The organism is Pseudoalteromonas sp. 120-MNA-CIBAN-0494 (assembly GCF_040308885.1).
In the GTDB taxonomy this organism is placed as follows: domain Bacteria; phylum Pseudomonadota; class Gammaproteobacteria; order Enterobacterales; family Alteromonadaceae; genus Pseudoalteromonas; species Pseudoalteromonas nigrifaciens.
Genome location: NZ_JBEOOE010000024.1, coordinates 27,632 through 48,287, shown reverse-complemented (window position 1 = coordinate 48,287; position 20,656 = coordinate 27,632). Strand labels below are relative to the sequence as shown.

Here is a 20,656-nt window from a genome sequence, read left to right as displayed (position 1 = left end):
TTACGATTGTAGTGTTGTGGCTAAGCGGTTTAATTTACCGCGAATAGAGCCGTCGATTACAGTGTCACCCGCCTTAATAATAAGGCCTCCAACTACTGCTGCGTCTTCACTACAATTCAGCTTAACTTTGCGTGCGAAACGTTTTTCAAGTGCCGCTACCAATGACTCTTGTTGCGCTGCAACAAGAGGGGTTGCCGAAATCACATCAACGTCGATTTCTTTGTCGTATTCTGCTTTAAATTTAGCAAATAACTGTGCAACTGCTGGTAGTGCGATCAAACGTCCATTTTCAGCCATCACCTTAACTAGGTTCTGACCTTGTTCGTTGAGCTGCTCAGCACAAATTTGAATAAATAATTCAGCTTGTGTAGTAGCAGTAGGCATACCCGCTAGAAGCGCAGATGCTTTTTCATTGCTAGCAACGTGGCCAGCAAAAAATAACATCTCGTTCCAACTTTCAATAGTGCCTTTTTCAACGGCAAGTTCAAAAGCCGCTTTAGCGTATGGGCGAGCGATAGTAGTCAATTCAGACATGCTCATACCCTCCTAGTTACAGCTCAGCGACAAGTTTTTCAACGATGTCACTATGTGCAGCTTGATTAATTTCACGCTCTAAAATTCTCTGTGCGCCAACCACTGCCAGAGTTGCTACTTGCTTACGTAGCTCTTCTGTCACACGGTTACGCTCTGATTCAATTTCAGAGTGCCCTTGAGCAATGATTTTTTCACGCTCTTGTTGACCACGAACTGTCTCTTCGTCAACAATTAGCACAGCACGCTTTTTAGCTTGGTCTATGATATCAGCCGCTTGAACTTTGGCATCTTTAAGCTGTTCTGCAGCTTTCTTTTGCGCTAGTTCTAAGTCTTTTTCGGCTCTATCAGAGGCAGCTAAACCATCTTCGATTTTTTTCTGGCGAGCTTCAATTGCACCGTTTAGTGGTGGCCATACGAACTTCATACAAAAAAGTACGAACACCGTAAACGCAATCAATTCACCGATAAGAGTGGCGTTTAAATTCACAACCGCTCCTCCTTAAATAGTAAGCTGTTCAAAAAATAAAATTAAAGTACGAACAACAATACCATAGCGATACCAACACCAATCATTGCTACAGCATCGATTAGACCAGCAAGGATAAACATTTTAACTTGTAGCGAAGGTGCAAGCTCAGGTTGACGCGCACATGCTTCAAGGAATTTACCGCCCATGTTACCAAAACCTACTGCTGTACCGATTGCACCGAAGCCAATTAGTAAAGCTACTGCGATGTACTTAAGACCTAATACTAGTTCCATTTTTTTCTCCAAAGTTTCAATTGTAATTAAAGTTAAATATTAAAGGTAAAGATTATAAATTAGTGATTATCTGAACTTGCCATGCTTAGGTAAACAATGGTCAGCATCATAAATAAGAATGCTTGCAGTGTAATAACTAAGATATGGAATACTGCCCATACAAAGTGCAGTGGTAACTGCATAAAACCAATTGCGCCAATCAAGATGAAAATCAATTCACCTGCATACAAGTTACCAAATAAACGTAGTGCTAACGAAAATGGCTTAGAAACCAATGCGATAAGCTCAAGTAACAAGTTGAAAGGAATCAATAAAATTTGCACAAACACGTTATTAGAGCTAAACGGGTGAAGCGTTAGTTCTTTAATAAAGCCGCCAATGCCTTTGATTTTTATTGCAAAACCAACCATTAAAATAAATACACCCAGCGCAAGTGCAGAGGTCATATTAATATCGGTAGTCGGTACAATTTTCATGTACACGTCGTGTGAGTCCATACCGAATGCTGTTTCACCAACGAAACCTGCAAATGATGGTAAAAAGTCAACCGGGATTAAGTCCATTAAGTTCATTAAGAACACCCAAACGAATATCGTTAGGGCTAATGGCGCAATAAGCTTACTTTTACCGTGGAAGGTATCGCGTACGTTGTCGCCAACGAACTCAACGATAATTTCAATAAAACACTGAAATTTTCCTGGTACACCAAGTGTTGATTTTTTTGCGGCACTACGGAAGATCCATAAAAATATTAGACCTAATCCGATAGACCATGCGAGGGTATCCACATGCCATGTCCAGAATCCACTATCCGCACATGCTTTATTGAAGGCTAAACCGGCATCGGTCGAACACATCTTCGCATTGGTCAAGTGGTGCTGAATATGGCTAGATAGAGTAACTTCTTCTGCAGCCATGTTATATCCCAAAGTTAATGTTTAAAAAAAACGGGTGCAAACAATCCAGTAAACAACACCAACACATAAGCACTAAAAAAAGGCAGTAACACTACCGGGTAAAGTTTTAGTATTAGCGCGAACAATATGATTGTTAGCATAAATTTTAGTCCGTTGCCGCGTTTTAACGAGGCATACGCTTGATTTGCTTTACTCGCACCCATATATCTGAATGCGTAAAGGGCAAATACTAAGTGGGGGAGTACTGCTACGGTGCCTCCAGCAAATGCTGATAGCCCGGCATTTATTCCCCAACCTAAAAAAATAATTACTGTAGTAACTAACGCTACTACTCCCTGCAGAAGAATTAATTTCAATGCGGCAAGCCTATACGGTCTTGCTAACTTATTCGTCACGTTTAGTTAACCTTAATGGCGTTCTAATTGTCAGGGTATGAAAACTGGCGAAATTATACTTAATCCTGCCAGTTTTGCAACTTGAGTAGCTGTATTGTGGTGTAAAATAACGACAATTGTCTCATTTTAGACATGTTATTTATTAATGCTGGGAATAGTCTTGGTTGATACGGTTTAAAATGCCATCCAATTCATCAAGGTTTGTGTAAGAAATAACCAACTTACCTTTGCCTTTTTTGTTATAGTTTATTTCTACTTTGGCACCTATGTTTTCAGCGAGTTGTTGCTCTAACTGTTTAACATCTGGATCTTTTTCTGTTGCTTCTTTAGCGGCTACAGGCTCTAAAATTGAACGTACAAGCTTTTCGGTTTCTCGCACTGTAAGTGCTTTAGCCACAGCTAAACGCGCCGCATCAGATTGCGTATCTCCCTCAAGCGCTAATAAACAACGAGCGTGGCCCATTTCAATATCGCCGTGTTCTAACAATGTTTTTACGTCATTATTTAAATTATTTAAACGCAATAAATTAGTCACTGTAGTACGAGATTTACCAACGGCATCGGCTACTTGTTGATGGGTTAATTCAAACTCATTTAGTAAACGGTTTAAAGCAACCGCTTCTTCCATGGCATTTAAATCTTCACGCTGAATATTTTCTATTAAAGCAATAGCAACCGCAGCTTCATCGGGTACATCTTTAATAATACAAGGTACAGTATCAAGCTTAGCTATTTGTGCTGCACGCCAACGACGTTCACCGGCAATAATTTCATAGCTATTTTGAGCAATAGGGCGCACTACAATTGGCTGAATAATGCCTTGCGCACGAATTGAACTTGCTAACTCTTCTAATGCTTCTTCCGACATATCTTTACGCGGTTGATATTTACCCGAGTGTAAAAATTCGATCGGTAATTTTTGTAATTCGCTTTGTTGAGATTGCGTTACATTGTGCATAATGTCAGTTGTATTTGACGAATTTTGCTCATTGCTACTTGTTGGTGCAGGTTTTGATGAACTTAACAGCGCATCGAGTCCTCGGCCTAAACCTCTTTTTTTAGCAGACATATTATTTTTTTACCTCAAAGTTAGGCGACAACTGGCGTTGTTTTTTCTTTTCTGCGTAACATTTCACCAGCCAGTGCTAAATATGCTTTAGCACCACTTGATGCCCGGTCATAATACATCGCTGGTGCACCAAAACTTGGTGCCTCGGCTAAGCGAACATTACGCGGGATCACTGTGCGGTAAACTTTATCGCCAAAATGTTGTTTTAATTGTTCTGATACATCATTAGCTAATCGATTACGCGGATCGTACATAGTACGAAGTATGCCTTCAATTTGTAGCTTAGGATTAACTAACTTGGCAAGTTGCGTAATGGTGTCCATTAATGCGGTTAAACCTTCTAACGCATAATATTCACATTGCATAGGGACTAAAATAGAGTCGGCTGCAGCCATGGCATTTACTGTTAACATATTTAAAGAAGGAGGGCAGTCGATAAAAATGAATTCATATTGGTCTTGAATTTTTTCCAGCGCATTACGCAAACGTACTTCGCGGGCAAATAATTCCATTAATTTTACTTCTGCAGCGGTTACATCACCATTTGCAGCAATCATATGATATTCACCAGAGGTTTCTTTAATTATAACCTCTTCAATTGGCTTGTTTTCTATCAGCAAATCGTAAATAGTTGGCACGTCGCCATACTTATCTACGCCACTACCCATAGTGGCATTACCTTGCGGATCGAGATCAATTAACAACACTTTTCGTTTTGTTGCAGCCATAGATGCAGCTAGGTTAACAGCGGTTGTAGTTTTACCTACACCACCTTTTTGATTTGCTAATGCGATGACTTTTGCCACAGTGTCTCTGATCCCTAGTCTTTAGAAAGAATAATTAAATGTCGTTGTGCATCTAAATTAGGTACTTCTAATGCAATTTTTTGCTCAAACTTAACGCCAGTCGGTAATGACTCTAGCTCTTCGCTAGGGAACACACCTTTAAGGGCAATAAATTTTCCTGAATGATCAATTAAGTGTCCACACCAGTCAACCATATCTTGCAATGAAGCAAATGCGCGACTGAGTACACCATCTAATTTAACACTTGGCTGATATTCTTCAACTCTTGACTGCACCGGAGTGACGTTATCAAGTCCTAGCTCATGTTTAACATGCATTAAAAAACGTACACGTTTACCTAAACTATCAAGTAACACAAAATGAGTGTTAGGTAATGCAATCGCTAATACAATACCAGGTAAGCCAGGGCCAGTTCCTACATCAATATAATGATGACCGGGTAAATGAGGTGCAACAACTAAGCTGTCCATTATGTGCTTAACCATCATTTCTTCAGGTAAGCGTACTGAGGTTAAATTATAAGCTTTGTTCCATTTAGTTAATAACTCAACGTAACGAACCAGCTGTTGCTGTTGTTTTTCGGTTAGCGCAATATTAGTTTGCGCTAACAATGTAGTTAATTGTTGCTGTAACACTAGGTACCCTCGCCGTTATGCAGATTTGCGTAACAAGCCTTGCTTCTTCAGATACACCAATAATAACGAAATCGCCGCTGGGGTGATACCAGAAATACGCGAAGCTTGACCAATAGTGTCTGGACGAGCATCAATCAGCTTAGCAACAACCTCATTTGATAAACCCGATACGGTTTTATAATCAAACTCTTTTGGTAAAATTGTTTGCTCATGGCGTAACTGTTTATTGATCTCATCTTGCTGGCGCACAATATAACCTGCGTACTTTGTATGGATCTCAACTTGTTCAAGCGCGGCTTGGTTAGTAAATTCAGATCCTAAGCCGTCAATTGCCATTAGATCGTTATAACGAATTTCAGGACGACGTAATAATTCCTCTAAACTAGCTTCACGCGTTAATGGCGTTTTTAGCAATGCATTAACTTGATCTATCATAGTATGATCTTTGTGGATCCAGGTATCTTTAATACGCTGTTTCTCTTTAGCGATCACTTCCATTTTTTCGTTATATGCCTGCCAACGTTCGTCATTCACTAAGCCTAATTCGCGGCCTTTTTCAGTTAAACGAATATCGGCATTATCTTCACGTAATAATAAACGGTATTCAGCACGGCTAGTAAACATACGATAAGGTTCTTTCGTTCCCAAAGTAGTTAAGTCGTCAATAAGTACACCCACATAAGCTTCGTCACGACGTGGAGTCCAAGACTCTTTACCCTGAACTTTTAAAGCAGCATTCATACCTGCAATTAAACCTTGAGCACCCGCTTCTTCATAACCGGTAGTACCATTTATTTGGCCCGCAAAAAATAAGCCATCAATAAATTTAGTTTCTAATGAACGTTTTAAATCGCGCGGATCAAAAAAGTCATATTCAATAGCATAACCAGGACGACAAATATGAGCGTTTTCAAAGCCAGTAATAGATTGCACAATTTCAATTTGCACATCAAACGGTAAACTGGTCGAAATACCATTTGGGTATAACTCATATGATGTTAAACCTTCTGGCTCAACAAAAATTTGATGTTTGTCTTTATCAGCAAAACGAACAATTTTATCTTCAATAGAAGGGCAGTAGCGCGGGCCTATGCCTTCAATAACACCACCATACATTGGCGAGCGATGTAAGTTTTTACGAATAACATCATGGGTCTTTTCATTAGTAAAGGTGATGTAACACGGTATTTGTTGTGGGTGATCACTTGGTTTACCCATAAATGAAAATACCGGTATAGGCGTATCACCTGCTTGTTCTTGCATTTTACTAAAATCAACAGTACGGGCATCAATACGTGGTGGAGTACCGGTTTTTAAACGATCCACTCTAAAAGGTAATTCACGTAAACGATCAGCCAATGCAATTGAAGGAGGATCGCCTGCACGACCACCTTTAAAGTTTTCTAAACCTATATGTATTTGGCCACCTAAAAAAGTACCTACGGTTAGCACAACACTTGGAGCACTAAAACGTAAACCCATTTGGGTAACCACACCAGTAACACGATCGTTTTCAACAATAAGATCATCACACGATTGTTGAAAAATCTTTAAGTTATCTTGGTTTTGCAATGTTGTTTGAATTGCCGCTTTGTACAAAGCACGATCAGCCTGTGCTCGGGTTGCACGAACGGCTGGGCCTTTTGAAGAATTAAGTGTGCGAAATTGGATCCCGCCTTTGTCAATGGCCTGTGCCATTGCACCACCTAGAGCGTCAATTTCTTTAACTAAGTGACCTTTGCCAATGCCACCAATTGCTGGGTTACATGACATTTGACCAAGGGTATCCATATTGTGAGTTAGCAGCAGGGTATTCATCCCCATACGTGCGGCTGCCAATGCGGCTTCAGTGCCAGCATGTCCACCACCTACTACGATAACGTCAAAATTTTCGTGAAAAATCATTAATGGGATCCTACTTAAATCAAACCAGTAAACTTCAAAAGGGAGCGTATTCTACCTAGAATTTAGCAGAAGATAAATGATTAACAGCGGTCAAGATCTAAGTGTGTGATCTCTAATAATATAAAGGATCTTTTAAAGAGATCTTTTATTACTATTACTACTACTGAAGCACTTTTCTGTTGATAAGGTTTAGATCTTTATTTAAAACATGCGATTAGATCAGATCTAAAGTTGTGAACATGATCGGATCATCCAGCGAATAAGCTCTGATCAAAAAGGCACTTTATGCACAGGGCAATATCAACCGGATCTTATCCAATGGATAAGCATAGCTATAAACGCAGTTTAATCAGTGTTTATCCACAAAAACTATTAAATTATTAGTAAATTGTGGGTAACTTTAATTTGGTTTTTTAGCTTGATCTATTAATTTAAGCCTGTTTTAGCTAGCCAAGAGTCAAGCCAGGCCAGTGCAGTATCCTCTGGTAGCGCTTCATCAAGAATATTAAGCTCTAAGCGTTCGGCTACTCTAAGTGCACCTTTTTGTGCTAATAACTCATCTATATTGCGCCCAGCAAGGTTATAAGTATCGTAACTGGTATCGCCTAAACCAATGACTGAGTATTTTATATTAGATAAATCATCAGCTTGTGTTAAATCGTCAATAAAGCTAATCAGATTTTCAGGGTAATCCCCTGCACCATAAGTGGATGTACATATTAACCAAATAGTATTTTGCTGATCTATATCGTTAAATACAGGCTGTTCATGTAGTTGCGTACTAATACCTTGAGCATTAAGTTGATCAGCTAATTGTTCTGCAACATATTCAGCGGATCCCATTTGGCTGCCAATAATAATATTTACTGCACTCATTAATTTTTGTGATCACATAGCTTTTAATTACCGCTCATAATAACTGAGTTTGTATAACAGTAAAGTTAAGAGTGCTTTTTTGTATAACTATTTTAGCTGTAATTTTAGCCTTGGTTATTTATAACGACTCAAGTTGTTGATTAAATAGGGTTTAACAAATAATCTTTAAATGTAATCTTCTGATCAAGTTGTTGATAACAGTGGGGAAAGCTCTGTTTAAAGCCACTTTTTTATTTATGATTGATCGCTAAGTTATTGATTTAAAGAATATGAAAATGCTTAAATAGAGCTTATTAAGCAATAATATATACCCTGATCATAATGTGGATAGAATGCCTGTTGATAAGTGCTATTTAGATCATAAAATAAATTTAAATGAGATCAAATAAAGCTGATCTTTTTATTAAATGAGTCAATTAACAGTAAATAGTTAGTTTTAATGGCGGATCTAGGATATTTACTTAGTTAAATACGGAAATTTAAGTCTCTATAAAAGGTAATAAAGGCTAATTGTGGATAACTGATCTGAGATTATTTATTTTTTCAGCGCAGATCATCATTAATTTTAGCTAACTTGGCCGACCAAAAATATAATTCACGCTTACTTGGTGTTGTGTTGCTCTACTCAATTTTATAAATATGCGTAATTTAGAGTCAATAAAAGCCTAAAATAGGCTCCTATATTGAATGAATTATAAACATATATTGCAGCTCTTAAGCTTAATTAAGGCTATTTTAATAGGAAGTATTACCATAATAGCCACCGTAAAATTGATCCACTGCAGTTAAAATAGCAGTCTGTTTTGTAAAAAACAGACTGCATTAATGCTATAAATTAGCCGTTTTATAGCTATTAAAGTGGCATTATTTTTAGTTAAAACGACATTACTCTAACAAATAAAGACTGGCCAGCTCTTATCAGGCATTAATATTAGCGCAATAAAGCTGTTTTTAGGGAGGAAATAGGTAGTGAAAGCAGGGGATTTTGACAATAAAAAAGAGCCTCTAGGGCTCTTTAAAATATATTTGGCAACTTATTTACCAATACAAAACGAGCTAAATATTTTTCCAAGTAGGTCATCTGAGGTGAATTCACCGGTAATTTCGTTTAGATATTGCTGGGTTAAACGCAATTCTTCGGCGAGTATTTCGCCCGCTATATGCATTTCTAACTGAGCTTTACCTGTATCTAAGTGGTACGCTGCATGCTCAAGCGCATCAAGGTGGCGACGACGTGCCATAAAGCCGCCTTCTGTTGCACCATCAAAACCAATACAGGCTTTTAAATGCTCGCGAACCAGCTCAATACCGTCGGCATTTTTAGCACTTAAACTGATGACCGGGTATTGCTGATTTTGCTCCATACCAACAACATCGCCCGATAAATCGGCTTTATTTCTAATCACTGTAACCCCTAATCCAACGGGTAATTTAGCCATAAATTCTGGCCAAATTTTATGGGGATCAGTATCAATAGTGTCGGTTCCATCAAGCATAAACAGCACTCGGTCGGCTTGATTTATTTCATCCCATGCGCGCTCAATACCTATTTGTTCTACTAAGTCAGGGCTTTCACGCAGACCTGCTGTGTCTATAATATGCAGTGGCATGCCATCTATATGTATATGTTCACGTAGTACGTCACGTGTAGTGCCGGCAATTTCGGTTACAATAGCGGCTTCGCGCCCAGCAAGGGCATTTAATAAGCTTGATTTACCCGCATTAGGGCGACCGGCAATAACAACCCGCATACCTTCGCGCATTATGCTGCCTTGCTTAGCTTGATCGGTTACCGTATTGAGCTGGGCAATAATGGCATCTAAATCGCCAGAAACTTTACCGTCAGATAAAAAATCGATTTCTTCATCGGGAAAATCAATTGCGGCTTCTACGTACATACGCAAGTGAATTACTTTTTCTACAAGTGTTTCTATGTGCTTAGAAAATTCACCTTGGAGAGACTGTAGGGCGCTTTTAGCGGCTTGCTCGCTTGTAGCATTAATTAAATCGGCGATGGCTTCTGCTTGTGTTAAATCAAGCTTGTCATTCATAAATGCACGTTCAGAAAACTCCCCAGGCTTTGCTAAACGAACGCCCTCTATTTTACTAATTTCTTTAAGTAACATATCCAGTACTACAGGACCGCCGTGGCCTTGTAGTTCAAGTACATCTTCACCAGTGAATGAGTTAGGGCCGGCAAAGTAAATGGCAATACCTTGATCAAGTTGCTCGCCAGCAAGGCTTTTAAATGGCACATAATCGGCGTAGCGAACTTTAGGTATTTTACCTACTACTTTTTCGGCAACACTTTTAGCAAGGCTGCCTGAAACGCGAATAATACCAACACCACCACGTCCGGGGGCTGTTGCTTGTGCTGCAATTGTGTCTTGATTGATCATGCTATTAATTTGCCAACAATGAGTAACTTTATGGCGGTATTGTAACCTATGGATTTATTTGTAGCGAATAGCTGTGGTGAAAAACAGGTAATAAAAAAGGCGACCGAAGTCGCCTTTATATAAGTAGGAGCTTAATTAGCCTCTTACTTTAATACCTTTCTTTTCCATGCCGCGGTAGATGATGAGCATCTGGACAATAGAAATAAGGTTAGACACTAACCAGTAAAGAACTAAACCAGATGGGAACCATAAGAAGAACACAGAGAAGATAACCGGCATAAAGGTCATCATTTTTTGCTGCATTGGATCGGTAACCGTCATAGGCTGTAATTTTTGCGTAATAAACATACTGGCGCCAAATAAGATTGGTAACACGTAGTATGGGTCTTTCGCAGAAAGGTCAGTTAGCCAAAAAATAAATTCAGCGTGGCGAAGTTCTGTTGATTCTAAGAACACGTAGAACAAGGCTAAGAAAATAGGCATTTGTAGCAAAATAGGGAAACAGCCACCCATAGGGTTCACTTTTTCTTTTTTGTACATTTCCATTGTGGCTTGGCCGAATTTTTGGCGGTCGTCACCAAATTTTTCTTTAAGCGCTGCCATTTTAGGCTGAAGGGCACGCATTTTAGCCATTGAAGTATATTGCGCTTTAGTCAGTGGGTACATTAACGACTTAACGATAATAGTAATGGCAATAATAGCCACACCCCAGTTACCTAAAATACTGTGTAACCACTTTAACAATACAAATAAAGGTTGTGAGATAAACCATAACCAACCGTAATCTACGGTTAAATCTAAATCTGGGTGAATAGCTTCAAGTACATCAGACTCTTTAGGGCCCATATAATAAGTTGCAGTAAGTGTTTGCTCACTACCAGCTTGAATATTAACCGCTTCGTCTTTAACACCAATGATGGCAGCATTACTCTTAGTAATTAAACTATAAAGTGTATTTGACTGATCCTGCATTGGAACCCAAGCACTTACAAAGTAATGTTGAATAAACGCAACATAGCCACCAAGTGTAATTTTATTTAGGTTTTTGTCAGCCATATCTGAAAAACTGTACTTTTCGTACGGGTCATCATCAGTACCGTATGCTGCACCTAAATAGTTTTGATCAACCATGCTGCCTTTGTCTTGTACAGTGCGCTTAACTTGTGTGTAAAGCTGTACTTGAAGTGGCGTGCTAGTGGTGTTGTTAATTGTGTATTCTAAAGCAACATCATATTGACCTTTTTTGAATACATAGGTTTTTGTAAAGTTAACACCATTACTATCAGTAAACTGTAGCGGCACTCTAAGCTCATCACCCGTTAAAGTGTATGACTTTTGCTCTACGTGGTAAGTTGGGCGACCTTGTGCAGAAGCATCAGGACCATTTAAGCCAATTAAACCACTTTGTGAAAAGTATTGTTTACCATCAAACTCACCAAGCAGCATATAAGGTGTTTCACTGCCTTTAGTTTCTTCATATTGAAGTAAGTAAGTTTCAACAATATCACCGCCTCGGGTATCAATTTTAACTTTGAAAACATCTGTTGTAATTTCAATTACAGAGCGTTTTGCTAAAGTTGCTGAGGCAGGTAACGCAGAGTCAGATGAAGTTGGTACATAATCTTCTGATTCTGATGATGTTGGGTTTAATGTTTGTGTGGTGGCACTCGGATCGGCTTTTGGCGTGTTGTAATCAGTATTCCATTCTTGAAATAATAAAAACGACACCAGCATCAGGCCAATGAATAAAAACGTGCGTTGCGATTCCATAACAGCTCTTATTTCTCGTGTTGGTGGTTAATATGGGTTAATTTTTCAGGAACGGGGTCGTTCCCACCTGAATGTAAAGGATGGCATTTTAATATGCGTTTAACTGCTAACCAACTGCCTTTTACTGATCCATGCAAATTAATTGCTTGAATAGCGTAACTAGAGCACGTTGGATTAAAACGACAATGCGGACCTAATAGCGGGCTAATCCACTTTTGATAACCGCGGATAAATAAAACTAAACAATACGTTGGCAAAACAACAAGTGGTTTAAGTAACCTCATGATATATATGCTCCTACGTAAGTTTAGTAAATAGATACCATGTATTTAAAGACTCAATATGAGATTTCAAATGCATGATTAAAAGGTGAGCTAAAGATACCTTAATTAACCCTGTAATTCTATTGCTATTAGGTCTGTTTATTTGATTTAACTGATTTATTAGGGCGCTTTTTAAAAGGTGGTGGTTTGGGCGCACCCGGTTTGCAGCGCTCATTAATTTTACGCCACAACTTGGTCAGTTGTTTGGTTAATTCTTCATTAGACTGCTCATCAATACCACTTTTAACCATAAGCACAATATCTATATTGTCGATGTTGTGTTTATTTAAACGAAAGCATTCGCGAGCTAAACGTTTAATACGGTTACGTTGACATGCCTTTTTAACTCGTTTTTTAGCAACAGTAAGTCCTAACCGAGGTTGATCTTGGTCATTAGGTTTAGCTAAAAGAGTAAAGAAAGGAGTTGCAGCCCGGGCGGGTTCATTAAATATGCGAGAGTAATGCGAGGGAGTTAACAGACGTAACTCCCTGCCAAAGTTAAAGTCTTCCACTTATAAATTAAGCAGAAAGAACTTTACGGCCTTTAGCGCGGCGACGAGCTAATACTTTACGGCCATTTACAGTTGCCATGCGAGCACGGAAACCGTGAGCACGTTTGCGTTTTAAAACGCTTGGTTGAAAAGTTCTTTTCATAACAATCTCTTCCGATCGGTTAAAGTTAAAACATCCTATGCAGGTCGCGATCCTGGCACAGGTGCCATTGCGAGCGCGAGATATTATAGATGAAGTGTATTAAAGTCAATTATAATTACGCACTACCCTTAGAGTATACCAGCTATTTAATGTAGATCATAAAGAGTGATCTATTAGGATCATCATTAATAAGAAGTTTTCCACAGCCCCTGTATAAAAAGTGAATAAAAGCAGGGGAAAACTAAATTAGATCGCAGATTTGTTTCGCGATCCAGAGCTAATTTTGTTATGATCTATGCTCAGGCTTTAAAATTAAACTTGTATTAAATCATTGTGTTAAGTGTTTTATACCGTGATATCAACAATTTTATAAAAATCAGTCTTTTACTTGTGGATAAAGTGTCTTCATAATAGCCGGTCTTGGGTCGCTTATTGGGCCATTTAAACGCATTACAGAGGTGATTTTTAATCATTAATGATGTGCGGGAATAAAAATTATATCTCTGGGAGTTTGACTGTGTATCTGTCGGTTTGGCAAAGTTGTTTATATGTATTGCAAGATGAATTGCCTTCGCAGCAGTTCAGTATGTGGGTGCGACCACTACAAGCAGAAAGTACCGAAGATACCTTGACGATTTATGCACCTAATCGCTTTGTACTAGATTGGGTAAGAGAAAAATACCTAAATAGAATTAATGAATTATTAGTAGAGATTTGTGGTGTTGAAGCTCCAGAGCTACGTTTTGATGTAGGCAGTAAGCCTTTATTAAATGCACAGCCTGTATCTGTTGCTGGAACGCAATCGGCGCCAACTACACAAGCCAAACAACAATCACGACAACCAAAACCTGTTGTAGAGCCAGCGCCAAAATCTGAATATAAATCGAATATAAAAGAAAATTATACCTTTGACAGTTTTGTTGAAGGTAAATCAAACCAGTTAGCAAAAGCAGCAGCAACACAAGTTGCAGATAATCCAGGTGCCGCTTTTAACCCTGTATTTATATACGGTGGTACAGGTTTAGGTAAAACGCATTTATTGCATGCTGTAGGTAATGGTATTTTGGCTAATAAGCCAGATGCAAAAATAGTTTATATGCATTCAGAGCGCTTTGTACAAGATATGGTAAAAGCACTGCAAAATAACGCGATTGAAGAATTTAAGCGTTACTATCGTAGTGTTGATGCGCTAATGATTGATGACATTCAATTTTTTGCTAACAAAGAGCGCTCACAAGAAGAGTTTTTTCATACCTTTAATGCGTTATTAGAAGGCAATCAGCAAATAATTTTAACCTCTGACCGTTATCCAAAAGAGATAGAAGGCGTTGAAGACAGACTTAAATCGCGTTTTGGTTGGGGTTTAACTATTGCAATTGAGCCTCCTGAGCTTGAAACACGCGTTGCTATATTGATGAAAAAAGCGCAGCAGAGTAAAATTAATTTACCGCACGAAGTCGCCTTTTTTATTGCTAAAAAATTACGATCTAATGTACGCGAACTAGAAGGTGCGCTTAATCGTGTTATTGCCAATGCTAACTTTACCGGTCGTCCTATATCTATCGACTTTGTAAAAGAAGCGCTACGCGATTTACTTGCCTTACAAGATAAGCTAGTTACCATAGATAACATACAGCGCACTGTGGCAGAGTATTACAGAATTCGTATTTCTGATCTGCTGTCTAAACGCCGTAGTCGCTCTATAGCAAGGCCTCGACAAGTTGCTATGGCATTATCTAAAGAGTTAACCAATCACAGTTTACCTGAGATTGGAGACGCCTTTGGTGGCCGCGATCATACAACTGTATTGCATGCGTGTCGTAAGGTTAAATCACTACGTGATGAAAGCCACGAAATTAAAGAAGATTACCAAAATTTAATAAGAACATTGTCATCTTAAGGCTGACTTTATTATGCAAATAACAATATCAAGACAACAGTTTTTAAAGCCATTAGTGCAAGTATCGGGCGCTATTGAGCGTAAGCATACATTGCCAATTTTATCTAACGTATTGTTAGCAGTAGAAAACGGGCAACTTTCAATGACAGGTACCGACCTTGAAATTGAACTCGTTGCAAGCGTGTTTGTAGGTGATGATATTGCCGATACTAAGTTAACATTACCGGCTAAAAAATTACTCGATATTTGTAAAAGCCTACCAGATGGTTCAGACCTAACGTTAAGCTTACAAGAGCATCAGTTATTACTAACCAGCGGTAAAAGTCGTTTTTCGTTAACGACCTTAGCCGCCGAAGACTTTCCTAATTTAGAACAGTGGGATGGCGAAGTTGAGTTTCAACTAACGCGTTTAGAGCTGCGAAAATTACTAGAAAGCACGCATTTTTCGATGGCGAATCAAGACGTACGTTACTATTTAAATGGTATGTCGTTTGAAGTAGACAATACTGACATTAAAACAGTGGCCACTGATGGACATCGCTTAGCTATTGCACAAAAGCAATTAAAGCAATCGCTTAATACGCAGCGTCAGCTAATTATACCTCGTAAAGGGGTGCAAGAAATTATGCGCCTTATGGTAGCCGACGAAGAACTAGTCACGATTCAGTTTGGTGCTAATCATATTCGTATTATCGATATAGAGTTTACCTTTACTAGTAAGTTAGTTGATGGACGCTTTCCTGATTACCGCCGTGTGTTACCTCGTGGTGGCGATAAAGTCATTACTGCTAATCGCGAATGGTTACGTAGTGCGTTTCAGCGAGTCTCTATTTTATCTAACGAAAAGTTTAGAGGTGTGCGTTTAAACTTATCCAATGGTTTGTTAAAAATCACTGCTAATAACCCTGAGCAAGAACAAGCTGAGGAAGTAGTAGAGGTTGGTTACGAAGGCGCCGACCTAGAAATAGGCTTTAACGTTTCTTATGTACTTGATGTATTAAACACATTAAAAACAGAAGATGTACTGTTTACATTGGCCGATTCAAACAGCAGCGCACTAATTGAAGGTGCAGGCGATGAAGAAGCAATGTACGTAGTTATGCCTATGCGTTTATAAGACTATAAGTACCCAATGAGCTTAAGTCATTTGAGCCTCAAATATTTTCGTAATATTGAGGCGCTGACGCTAGAACCAGTTAACGGCGTTAATATAATTTATGGTGAAAACGGCAGCGGAAAAACCAGCCTTTTAGAAGCTATTTATTACCTTTCACACGGCAAATCTTTTAGAACATCAAAGCATAAAAGTATTATTGCGCATCAGCAAGAGCAGTTTGTAATTCATGGCCGCAAAGCTATACACGACTTATCTATTCCTATTGGTATTAGTAAAACCCAAGCGGGCGAAACGAATTTAAAAATTCAAGGTAAGGCGAGCCGAAAAATATCAGAACTTGCACAGCTTATGCCGGTACAAATAATTACTCCAGAGAGTTACTCGTTATTTTTTGGTGGGCCTAAAGAGCGCAGAAAGTTTTTAGATTTAGGTTTGTTCCACGTGGAACATGAGTTTTTCTTTTTATGGCAATCGTTCAATAAAGTGTTAAAACAACGAAATGCGCTACTAAAAAGTAAGCCAAAGAATTATTTTGACCAAATTAAGTTTTGGGACAAAGAATTTGTTAGACTGGCTGAGCAAATAAATAAATTAAGAATGGCGTATATAAGTAGGTTTAAGCAGCAGTTTTTTGATAAAATGTGTGCAGAATTAACGCTAATACGCGATTTAGAAATAAGCTTTAATGCCGGCTGGAAAGAGAGCGAATCTCTTAGCGATGCATTAGAGTTAAACTTTGAGCGAGATGCTCGCCAAGGCTTTACTAGTAAAGGGCCTCATAAGGCTGATTTTAGTTTTAGTGTCGCTGGCAGTAGCGTTGAGAATATTTTCTCTCGTGGACAATTAAAGCTATTACTTTATGCGTTAAAAGTAACGCAAAATAGCTTAATTGAGTCAGAGACAGATAAGCAATCTATATTGCTAATAGATGATTTACCTTCAGAGTTAAGCGAAGATACAAAAGAGAAAGTGGGGCAACTATTAGCTCACTGCAGTTCTCAAATTTTTATATCTTCAATTTTGTCTGAAAGTATTTCTGCTGTGGTGGAACCCATGCAACGAGAACTGCAAATGTTCCACGTGAAACATGGCAACCTAATAACAAGATAAGTGGGATTAACCATGTCTGAGAATTATGACTCGTCGAGTATAAAAGTACTTAAAGGATTAGACGCAGTAAGAAAGCGTCCTGGAATGTATATAGGGGACACCGATGATGGCACGGGCTTACACCATATGGTGTTTGAGGTCGTCGATAACTCTATAGATGAAGCCTTAGCAGGTCATTGTGATGATATTTTTGTAACGATTCACTTAGATGGTTCGGTATCTGTACGAGATAACGGCCGTGGTATCCCAACTTCAATTCATGAAGAAGAAGGTGTATCTGCAGCCGAAGTAATCATGACGGTACTGCATGCCGGTGGTAAGTTTGATGATAACTCTTATAAAGTTTCAGGTGGCTTACACGGTGTTGGTGTATCGGTTGTTAACGCATTATCAGAAAAGCTTAAATTAACAATTCGCCGTGAAGGTAAACTTCATGAGCAAACATACTCTCATGGTGTACCAGATGCGCCATTAGCCGTAATTGGCGACGCAGACACAACTGGTACAGAGTTACGTTTTTGGCCAAGTGATCAAACATTTACTAACTTAGATTTTCATTACGACATTTTAGCTAAGCGCTTGCGCGAGCTTTCATTTTTAAACTCTGGCGTAAGCATTATTTTAAATGATGAGCGTGAAGAGAATAAAAGTGATCACTTTAAATACGAAGGCGGCATCAGAGCGTTTGTAGAGTATTTAAACCGTAATAAAACACCTATACATAAAGGTGTATTCCACTTTACACATACGCGTGAAGAAGATGGTATTGTTGTTGAAGTGTCAATGCAGTGGAATGATGCTTATCAAGAAAACATATACTGTTTTACAAATAACATCCCACAACGTGATGGTGGTACTCACTTAGCCGGTTTTAGATCTGCGCTAACACGTACACTTAACAACTATATGGAAAAAGAAGGCTTTAACAAAAAAGCTAAAACAACCAGTAATGCAACGGGTGATGACGCTCGTGAAGGCTTAACTGCTGTTGTAAGTGTTAAAGTACCAGATCCTAAGTTTTCATCACAAACTAAAGACAAGCTAGTTTCGAGCGAAGTTAAGTCTGCGGTTGAACAAGCAATGGCTGAAAAATTCACTGAGTTTTTATTAGAACACCCAACAGATGCCAAAATTGTTGTAGGTAAGATAATAGATGCGTCACGTGCGCGTGAAGCTGCACGTAAAGCACGTGAAATGACACGTCGTAAAGGTGCAATGGACTTAGCCGGTTTACCTGGTAAGTTAGCCGATTGCCAAGAAAAAGATCCAGCACAATCAGAACTATACATAGTGGAAGGAGACTCTGCTGGCGGATCAGCCAAGCAGGGACGTAACCGTAAAAACCAAGCTATTCTTCCGCTTAAAGGTAAAATATTAAACGTAGAAAAAGCACGTTTTGATAAAATGCTTTCATCACAAGAAGTAGCAACACTCATTACGGCATTAGGTTGTGGTATTGGTCGTGATGAATATAATCCTGAAAAACTGCGCTATCACCGTATCATTATCATGACGGATGCTGACGTGGATGGTTCGCACATTCGTACCTTATTACTTACGTTCTTTTATCGCCAAATGCCTGAAATTGTTGAGCGCGGATATATTTATATTGCACAACCACCACTTTATAAAGTGAAAAAAGGTAAGCAAGAGCGTTATATTAAAGATGATCCAGCACTAGTTGAATACCTAACAACACTTGCTTTAAATAATGCAACTTTGTACACCAGTACAGATGCAAGCGGTATTGAAGGCGAAGCACTAGAAAAAATTGTTCACGATTATCAAAATACCGTTAAGGTAATTGAGCGTCTAAAACGTAAGTTTCCTAATACTGTAATGAACCGTCTTATTTACCAAAGTGAACTGAAAAAAGAAGATCTTTCAGATGAAGCTAAAGTAATAGCATGGACTAAAGAATTAGTTGATGACTTAATTGATCGTGATGAAGATGCTACTATTTTCCAAGCTGCAACAGAGCACGATACTGAGCGCAATTTATACTACCCAGTAGTGAAAATTCGTCAGCACGGTGTAGATAAAGCGCACGTACTTCATTATGATTTTATAGCTTCACGCGATTATCAGCGCATTGCTGTTACTGGTGTAAACATTGCAAATATCATTACCGAAGGCGCTTATATTCAACGCGGTGAGAAAACACAACCTGTTGATAACTTTGTGGATGCTTTAGAATGGCTAATTGCTGAATCTAAGCGTGGCCTCTATATACAGCGCTATAAAGGGTTGGGCGAAATGAACCCAAGTCAGCTGTGGGAAACTACAATGGATCCCGATGCACGTCGTATGCTACAAGTAACCGTTGAAGATGCAGTAGCTGCTGATCAGTTATTTGCAACGCTAATGGGTGACCAAGTAGAACCTCGTCGCGAGTTTATAGAACAGAACGCGCTACGCGTAGTTAACCTAGACGTATAATTAGTAATACTACTCACAAAAAAGGAGCCAATGGCTCCTTTTTTATTTTTTCAATTGCACAAACTGCTTAAAACCTGCGTGTGCACAAGGTATACTGAGGGTAATTTTCACGCTACTTCTCAGATAGTAAAAAGCCAAATATGCAAAAATATGACGTTAAAACCTTTCAAGGTTTGATCCTGGCTTTACAGGATTATTGGGCGCAGCAAGGCTGCGTTATTATTCAACCACTTGATATGGAAGTGGGCGCTGGGACATTCCACCCGCAAACATTTTTAAAATCGATTGGCCCAGAGCCAATGTCGAGTGCATACGTACAACCGTGTCGACGACCTACCGATGGCCGTTACGGCGAAAACCCAAACCGCTTACAGCATTATTACCAGTTTCAGGTTGTGCTAAAGCCTTCGCCAGATAATATTCAAGAGCTTTATTTAGGCTCTTTAGCGGCCGTAGGCATAGATACCTTAACAGACGAAGTGCGCTTTGTTGAAGACAACTGGGAATCACCTACCTTAGGTGCGTGGGGCCTAGGTTGGGAAATTTGGTTAAACGGCATGGAAGTAACCCAGTTTACCTACTTTCAACAAGTGGGCGGCATTGAGTGCTCACCGGTAACTGGCGAAATCACTTACGGCCTAGAGCGTTTAGCCATGTATATTCAGGGCGTAGACAGTATTTACGACCTAGTTTGGGCTGATGGTCCGCTTGGGCGAGTAACTTACGGCGATGTGTTTCATCAAAATGAAGTAGAACAATCTACTTATAACTTTGAGCACGCCAACGTAGAAGATCTATTTGCTCAGTTTGATAAATGTGAAGCAGAGAGCCAAAAGTTAATTGAAGCAAACTTACCGTTACCGGCTTATGAGCAAGTAATGAAGGCATCGCATGCATTTAACTTATTAGACGCGCGCCACGCAATTTCGGTAACCGAACGCCAACGTTACATACTACGCGTTCGTGCTTTATCAAAAGCGTGTGCACAAAGTTATTATGATAAACGTGAAGCGCTTGGTTTCCCGCTGTGTAAGGATAAGTAGGC

20 protein-coding genes are annotated in these 20,656 nt (G+C 39.1%); 5 read left to right on the top strand and 15 right to left on the bottom strand.

Annotation, left to right across the window (positions count from 1 at the left end):
• The 15 genes from atpH to rpmH form a co-directional block, all read right to left on the bottom strand.
• A complete protein-coding gene (gene atpH, locus AAEY55_RS13560) occupies positions 1–534 on the bottom strand; it encodes a F0F1 ATP synthase subunit delta (protein ID WP_011329629.1) in 534 nt (177 codons plus the stop codon).
• 16 nt (positions 535–550) lie between these two features.
• Positions 551–1,021, bottom strand: a complete 471-nt coding sequence (gene atpF, locus AAEY55_RS13555) for a F0F1 ATP synthase subunit B (RefSeq protein WP_011329630.1) — start codon at positions 1,019–1,021, stop codon at positions 551–553.
• Positions 1,022–1,062: 41 nt separating this feature from the next.
• Positions 1,063–1,296, bottom strand: coding sequence for a F0F1 ATP synthase subunit C (gene atpE, locus AAEY55_RS13550; protein WP_011329631.1), 234 nt, complete (start codon positions 1,294–1,296; stop codon positions 1,063–1,065).
• Positions 1,297–1,355: 59 nt separating this feature from the next.
• Positions 1,356–2,213 (bottom strand): F0F1 ATP synthase subunit A, encoded by an 858-nt coding sequence (gene atpB / locus AAEY55_RS13545; protein WP_011329632.1) that lies wholly within the window; start codon positions 2,211–2,213, stop codon positions 1,356–1,358.
• Positions 2,214–2,227: 14 nt separating this feature from the next.
• Complete coding sequence (locus AAEY55_RS13540; protein ID WP_011329633.1) at positions 2,228–2,608, bottom strand: ATP synthase subunit I; 381 nt, start codon at positions 2,606–2,608, stop codon at positions 2,228–2,230.
• A gap of 142 nt (positions 2,609–2,750) precedes the next feature.
• Complete coding sequence (locus AAEY55_RS13535; RefSeq protein ID WP_086996472.1) at positions 2,751–3,677, bottom strand: ParB/RepB/Spo0J family partition protein; 927 nt, start codon at positions 3,675–3,677, stop codon at positions 2,751–2,753.
• A gap of 20 nt (positions 3,678–3,697) precedes the next feature.
• Positions 3,698–4,483 (bottom strand): ParA family protein, encoded by a 786-nt coding sequence (locus AAEY55_RS13530; RefSeq protein WP_011329635.1) that lies wholly within the window; start codon positions 4,481–4,483, stop codon positions 3,698–3,700.
• A 14-nt stretch (positions 4,484–4,497) separates the two neighbouring features.
• Positions 4,498–5,118: a 16S rRNA (guanine(527)-N(7))-methyltransferase RsmG gene (gene rsmG / locus AAEY55_RS13525; RefSeq protein WP_011329636.1), complete on the bottom strand. Its 621-nt coding sequence runs from the start codon at positions 5,116–5,118 to the stop codon at positions 4,498–4,500.
• Between the two features lie 15 nt (positions 5,119–5,133).
• Complete coding sequence (mnmG, locus tag AAEY55_RS13520; protein ID WP_011329637.1) at positions 5,134–7,023, bottom strand: tRNA uridine-5-carboxymethylaminomethyl(34) synthesis enzyme MnmG; 1,890 nt, start codon at positions 7,021–7,023, stop codon at positions 5,134–5,136.
• A 426-nt stretch (positions 7,024–7,449) separates the two neighbouring features.
• Entirely contained in the window at positions 7,450–7,899 is a 450-nt protein-coding gene (gene mioC / locus AAEY55_RS13515) for an FMN-binding protein MioC (RefSeq protein WP_011329638.1), read from the bottom strand.
• Between the two features lie 1,034 nt (positions 7,900–8,933).
• The gene (gene mnmE, locus AAEY55_RS13510) at positions 8,934–10,298 is read right to left on the bottom strand and encodes a tRNA uridine-5-carboxymethylaminomethyl(34) synthesis GTPase MnmE (protein ID WP_086996465.1); all 1,365 of its coding nucleotides are present in this window, start codon (positions 10,296–10,298) and stop codon (positions 8,934–8,936) included.
• A 135-nt stretch (positions 10,299–10,433) separates the two neighbouring features.
• Complete coding sequence (gene yidC / locus AAEY55_RS13505) at positions 10,434–12,068, bottom strand: membrane protein insertase YidC (protein ID WP_011329640.1); 1,635 nt, start codon at positions 12,066–12,068, stop codon at positions 10,434–10,436.
• A gap of 8 nt (positions 12,069–12,076) precedes the next feature.
• Positions 12,077–12,352 (bottom strand): membrane protein insertion efficiency factor YidD, encoded by a 276-nt coding sequence (gene yidD, locus AAEY55_RS13500; protein WP_350551774.1) that lies wholly within the window; start codon positions 12,350–12,352, stop codon positions 12,077–12,079.
• A 128-nt stretch (positions 12,353–12,480) separates the two neighbouring features.
• Positions 12,481–12,903, bottom strand: coding sequence for a ribonuclease P protein component (gene rnpA / locus AAEY55_RS13495; protein WP_011329643.1), 423 nt, complete (start codon positions 12,901–12,903; stop codon positions 12,481–12,483).
• Between the two features lie 7 nt (positions 12,904–12,910).
• The gene (gene rpmH / locus AAEY55_RS13490; RefSeq protein ID WP_004335215.1) at positions 12,911–13,045 is read right to left on the bottom strand and encodes a 50S ribosomal protein L34; all 135 of its coding nucleotides are present in this window, start codon (positions 13,043–13,045) and stop codon (positions 12,911–12,913) included.
• Between the two features lie 517 nt (positions 13,046–13,562).
• Between rpmH and dnaA the strand changes: the two genes are divergently transcribed.
• The 5 genes from dnaA (at position 13,563) to glyQ (ending at position 20,654) form a co-directional block, all read left to right on the top strand.
• Positions 13,563–14,945: a chromosomal replication initiator protein DnaA gene (gene dnaA, locus AAEY55_RS13485; protein WP_041454303.1), complete on the top strand. Its 1,383-nt coding sequence runs from the start codon at positions 13,563–13,565 to the stop codon at positions 14,943–14,945.
• 13 nt (positions 14,946–14,958) lie between these two features.
• Complete coding sequence (gene dnaN / locus AAEY55_RS13480; protein ID WP_011326734.1) at positions 14,959–16,062, top strand: DNA polymerase III subunit beta; 1,104 nt, start codon at positions 14,959–14,961, stop codon at positions 16,060–16,062.
• Between the two features lie 15 nt (positions 16,063–16,077).
• Entirely contained in the window at positions 16,078–17,172 is a 1,095-nt protein-coding gene (recF, locus tag AAEY55_RS13475) for a DNA replication/repair protein RecF (RefSeq protein WP_011326735.1), read from the top strand.
• Between the two features lie 12 nt (positions 17,173–17,184).
• Positions 17,185–19,611 (top strand): DNA topoisomerase (ATP-hydrolyzing) subunit B, encoded by a 2,427-nt coding sequence (gene gyrB, locus AAEY55_RS13470; protein ID WP_011326736.1) that lies wholly within the window; start codon positions 17,185–17,187, stop codon positions 19,609–19,611.
• A gap of 140 nt (positions 19,612–19,751) precedes the next feature.
• Positions 19,752–20,654 carry a glycine--tRNA ligase subunit alpha gene (gene glyQ / locus AAEY55_RS13465; protein WP_011326737.1) on the top strand — a complete coding sequence of 301 codons (903 nt, stop codon included), beginning with the start codon at positions 19,752–19,754 and terminating at the stop codon, positions 20,652–20,654.
• The last annotated feature ends 2 nt before the right edge of the window (positions 20,655–20,656 follow it).

Excerpts from the sequence above, each read along its gene's own strand:
- atpE (WP_011329631.1), bottom strand. The coding sequence starts at position 1,296 with ATGGAACTAGTATTAGGTCTTAAGTACATCGCAGTAGCTTTACTAATT.
- recF (WP_011326735.1), top strand. The coding sequence starts at position 16,078 with ATGAGCTTAAGTCATTTGAGCCTCAAATATTTTCGTAATATTGAGGCG.
- rpmH (WP_004335215.1), bottom strand. The coding sequence starts at position 13,045 with ATGAAAAGAACTTTTCAACCAAGCGTTTTAAAACGCAAACGTGCTCAC.
- AAEY55_RS13535 (WP_086996472.1), bottom strand. The coding sequence starts at position 3,677 with ATGTCTGCTAAAAAAAGAGGTTTAGGCCGAGGACTCGATGCGCTGTTA.
- mioC (WP_011329638.1), bottom strand. The coding sequence starts at position 7,899 with ATGAGTGCAGTAAATATTATTATTGGCAGCCAAATGGGATCCGCTGAA.
- mnmE (WP_086996465.1), bottom strand. The coding sequence starts at position 10,298 with ATGATCAATCAAGACACAATTGCAGCACAAGCAACAGCCCCCGGACGT.
- dnaN (WP_011326734.1), top strand. The coding sequence starts at position 14,959 with ATGCAAATAACAATATCAAGACAACAGTTTTTAAAGCCATTAGTGCAA.
- mnmG (WP_011329637.1), bottom strand. The coding sequence starts at position 7,023 with ATGATTTTTCACGAAAATTTTGACGTTATCGTAGTAGGTGGTGGACAT.
- glyQ (WP_011326737.1), top strand. The coding sequence starts at position 19,752 with ATGCAAAAATATGACGTTAAAACCTTTCAAGGTTTGATCCTGGCTTTA.
- yidD (WP_350551774.1), bottom strand. The coding sequence starts at position 12,352 with ATGAGGTTACTTAAACCACTTGTTGTTTTGCCAACGTATTGTTTAGTT.
- yidC (WP_011329640.1), bottom strand. The coding sequence starts at position 12,068 with ATGGAATCGCAACGCACGTTTTTATTCATTGGCCTGATGCTGGTGTCG.
- gyrB (WP_011326736.1), top strand. The coding sequence starts at position 17,185 with ATGTCTGAGAATTATGACTCGTCGAGTATAAAAGTACTTAAAGGATTA.
- atpB (WP_011329632.1), bottom strand. The coding sequence starts at position 2,213 with ATGGCTGCAGAAGAAGTTACTCTATCTAGCCATATTCAGCACCACTTG.
- atpH (WP_011329629.1), bottom strand. The coding sequence starts at position 534 with ATGTCTGAATTGACTACTATCGCTCGCCCATACGCTAAAGCGGCTTTT.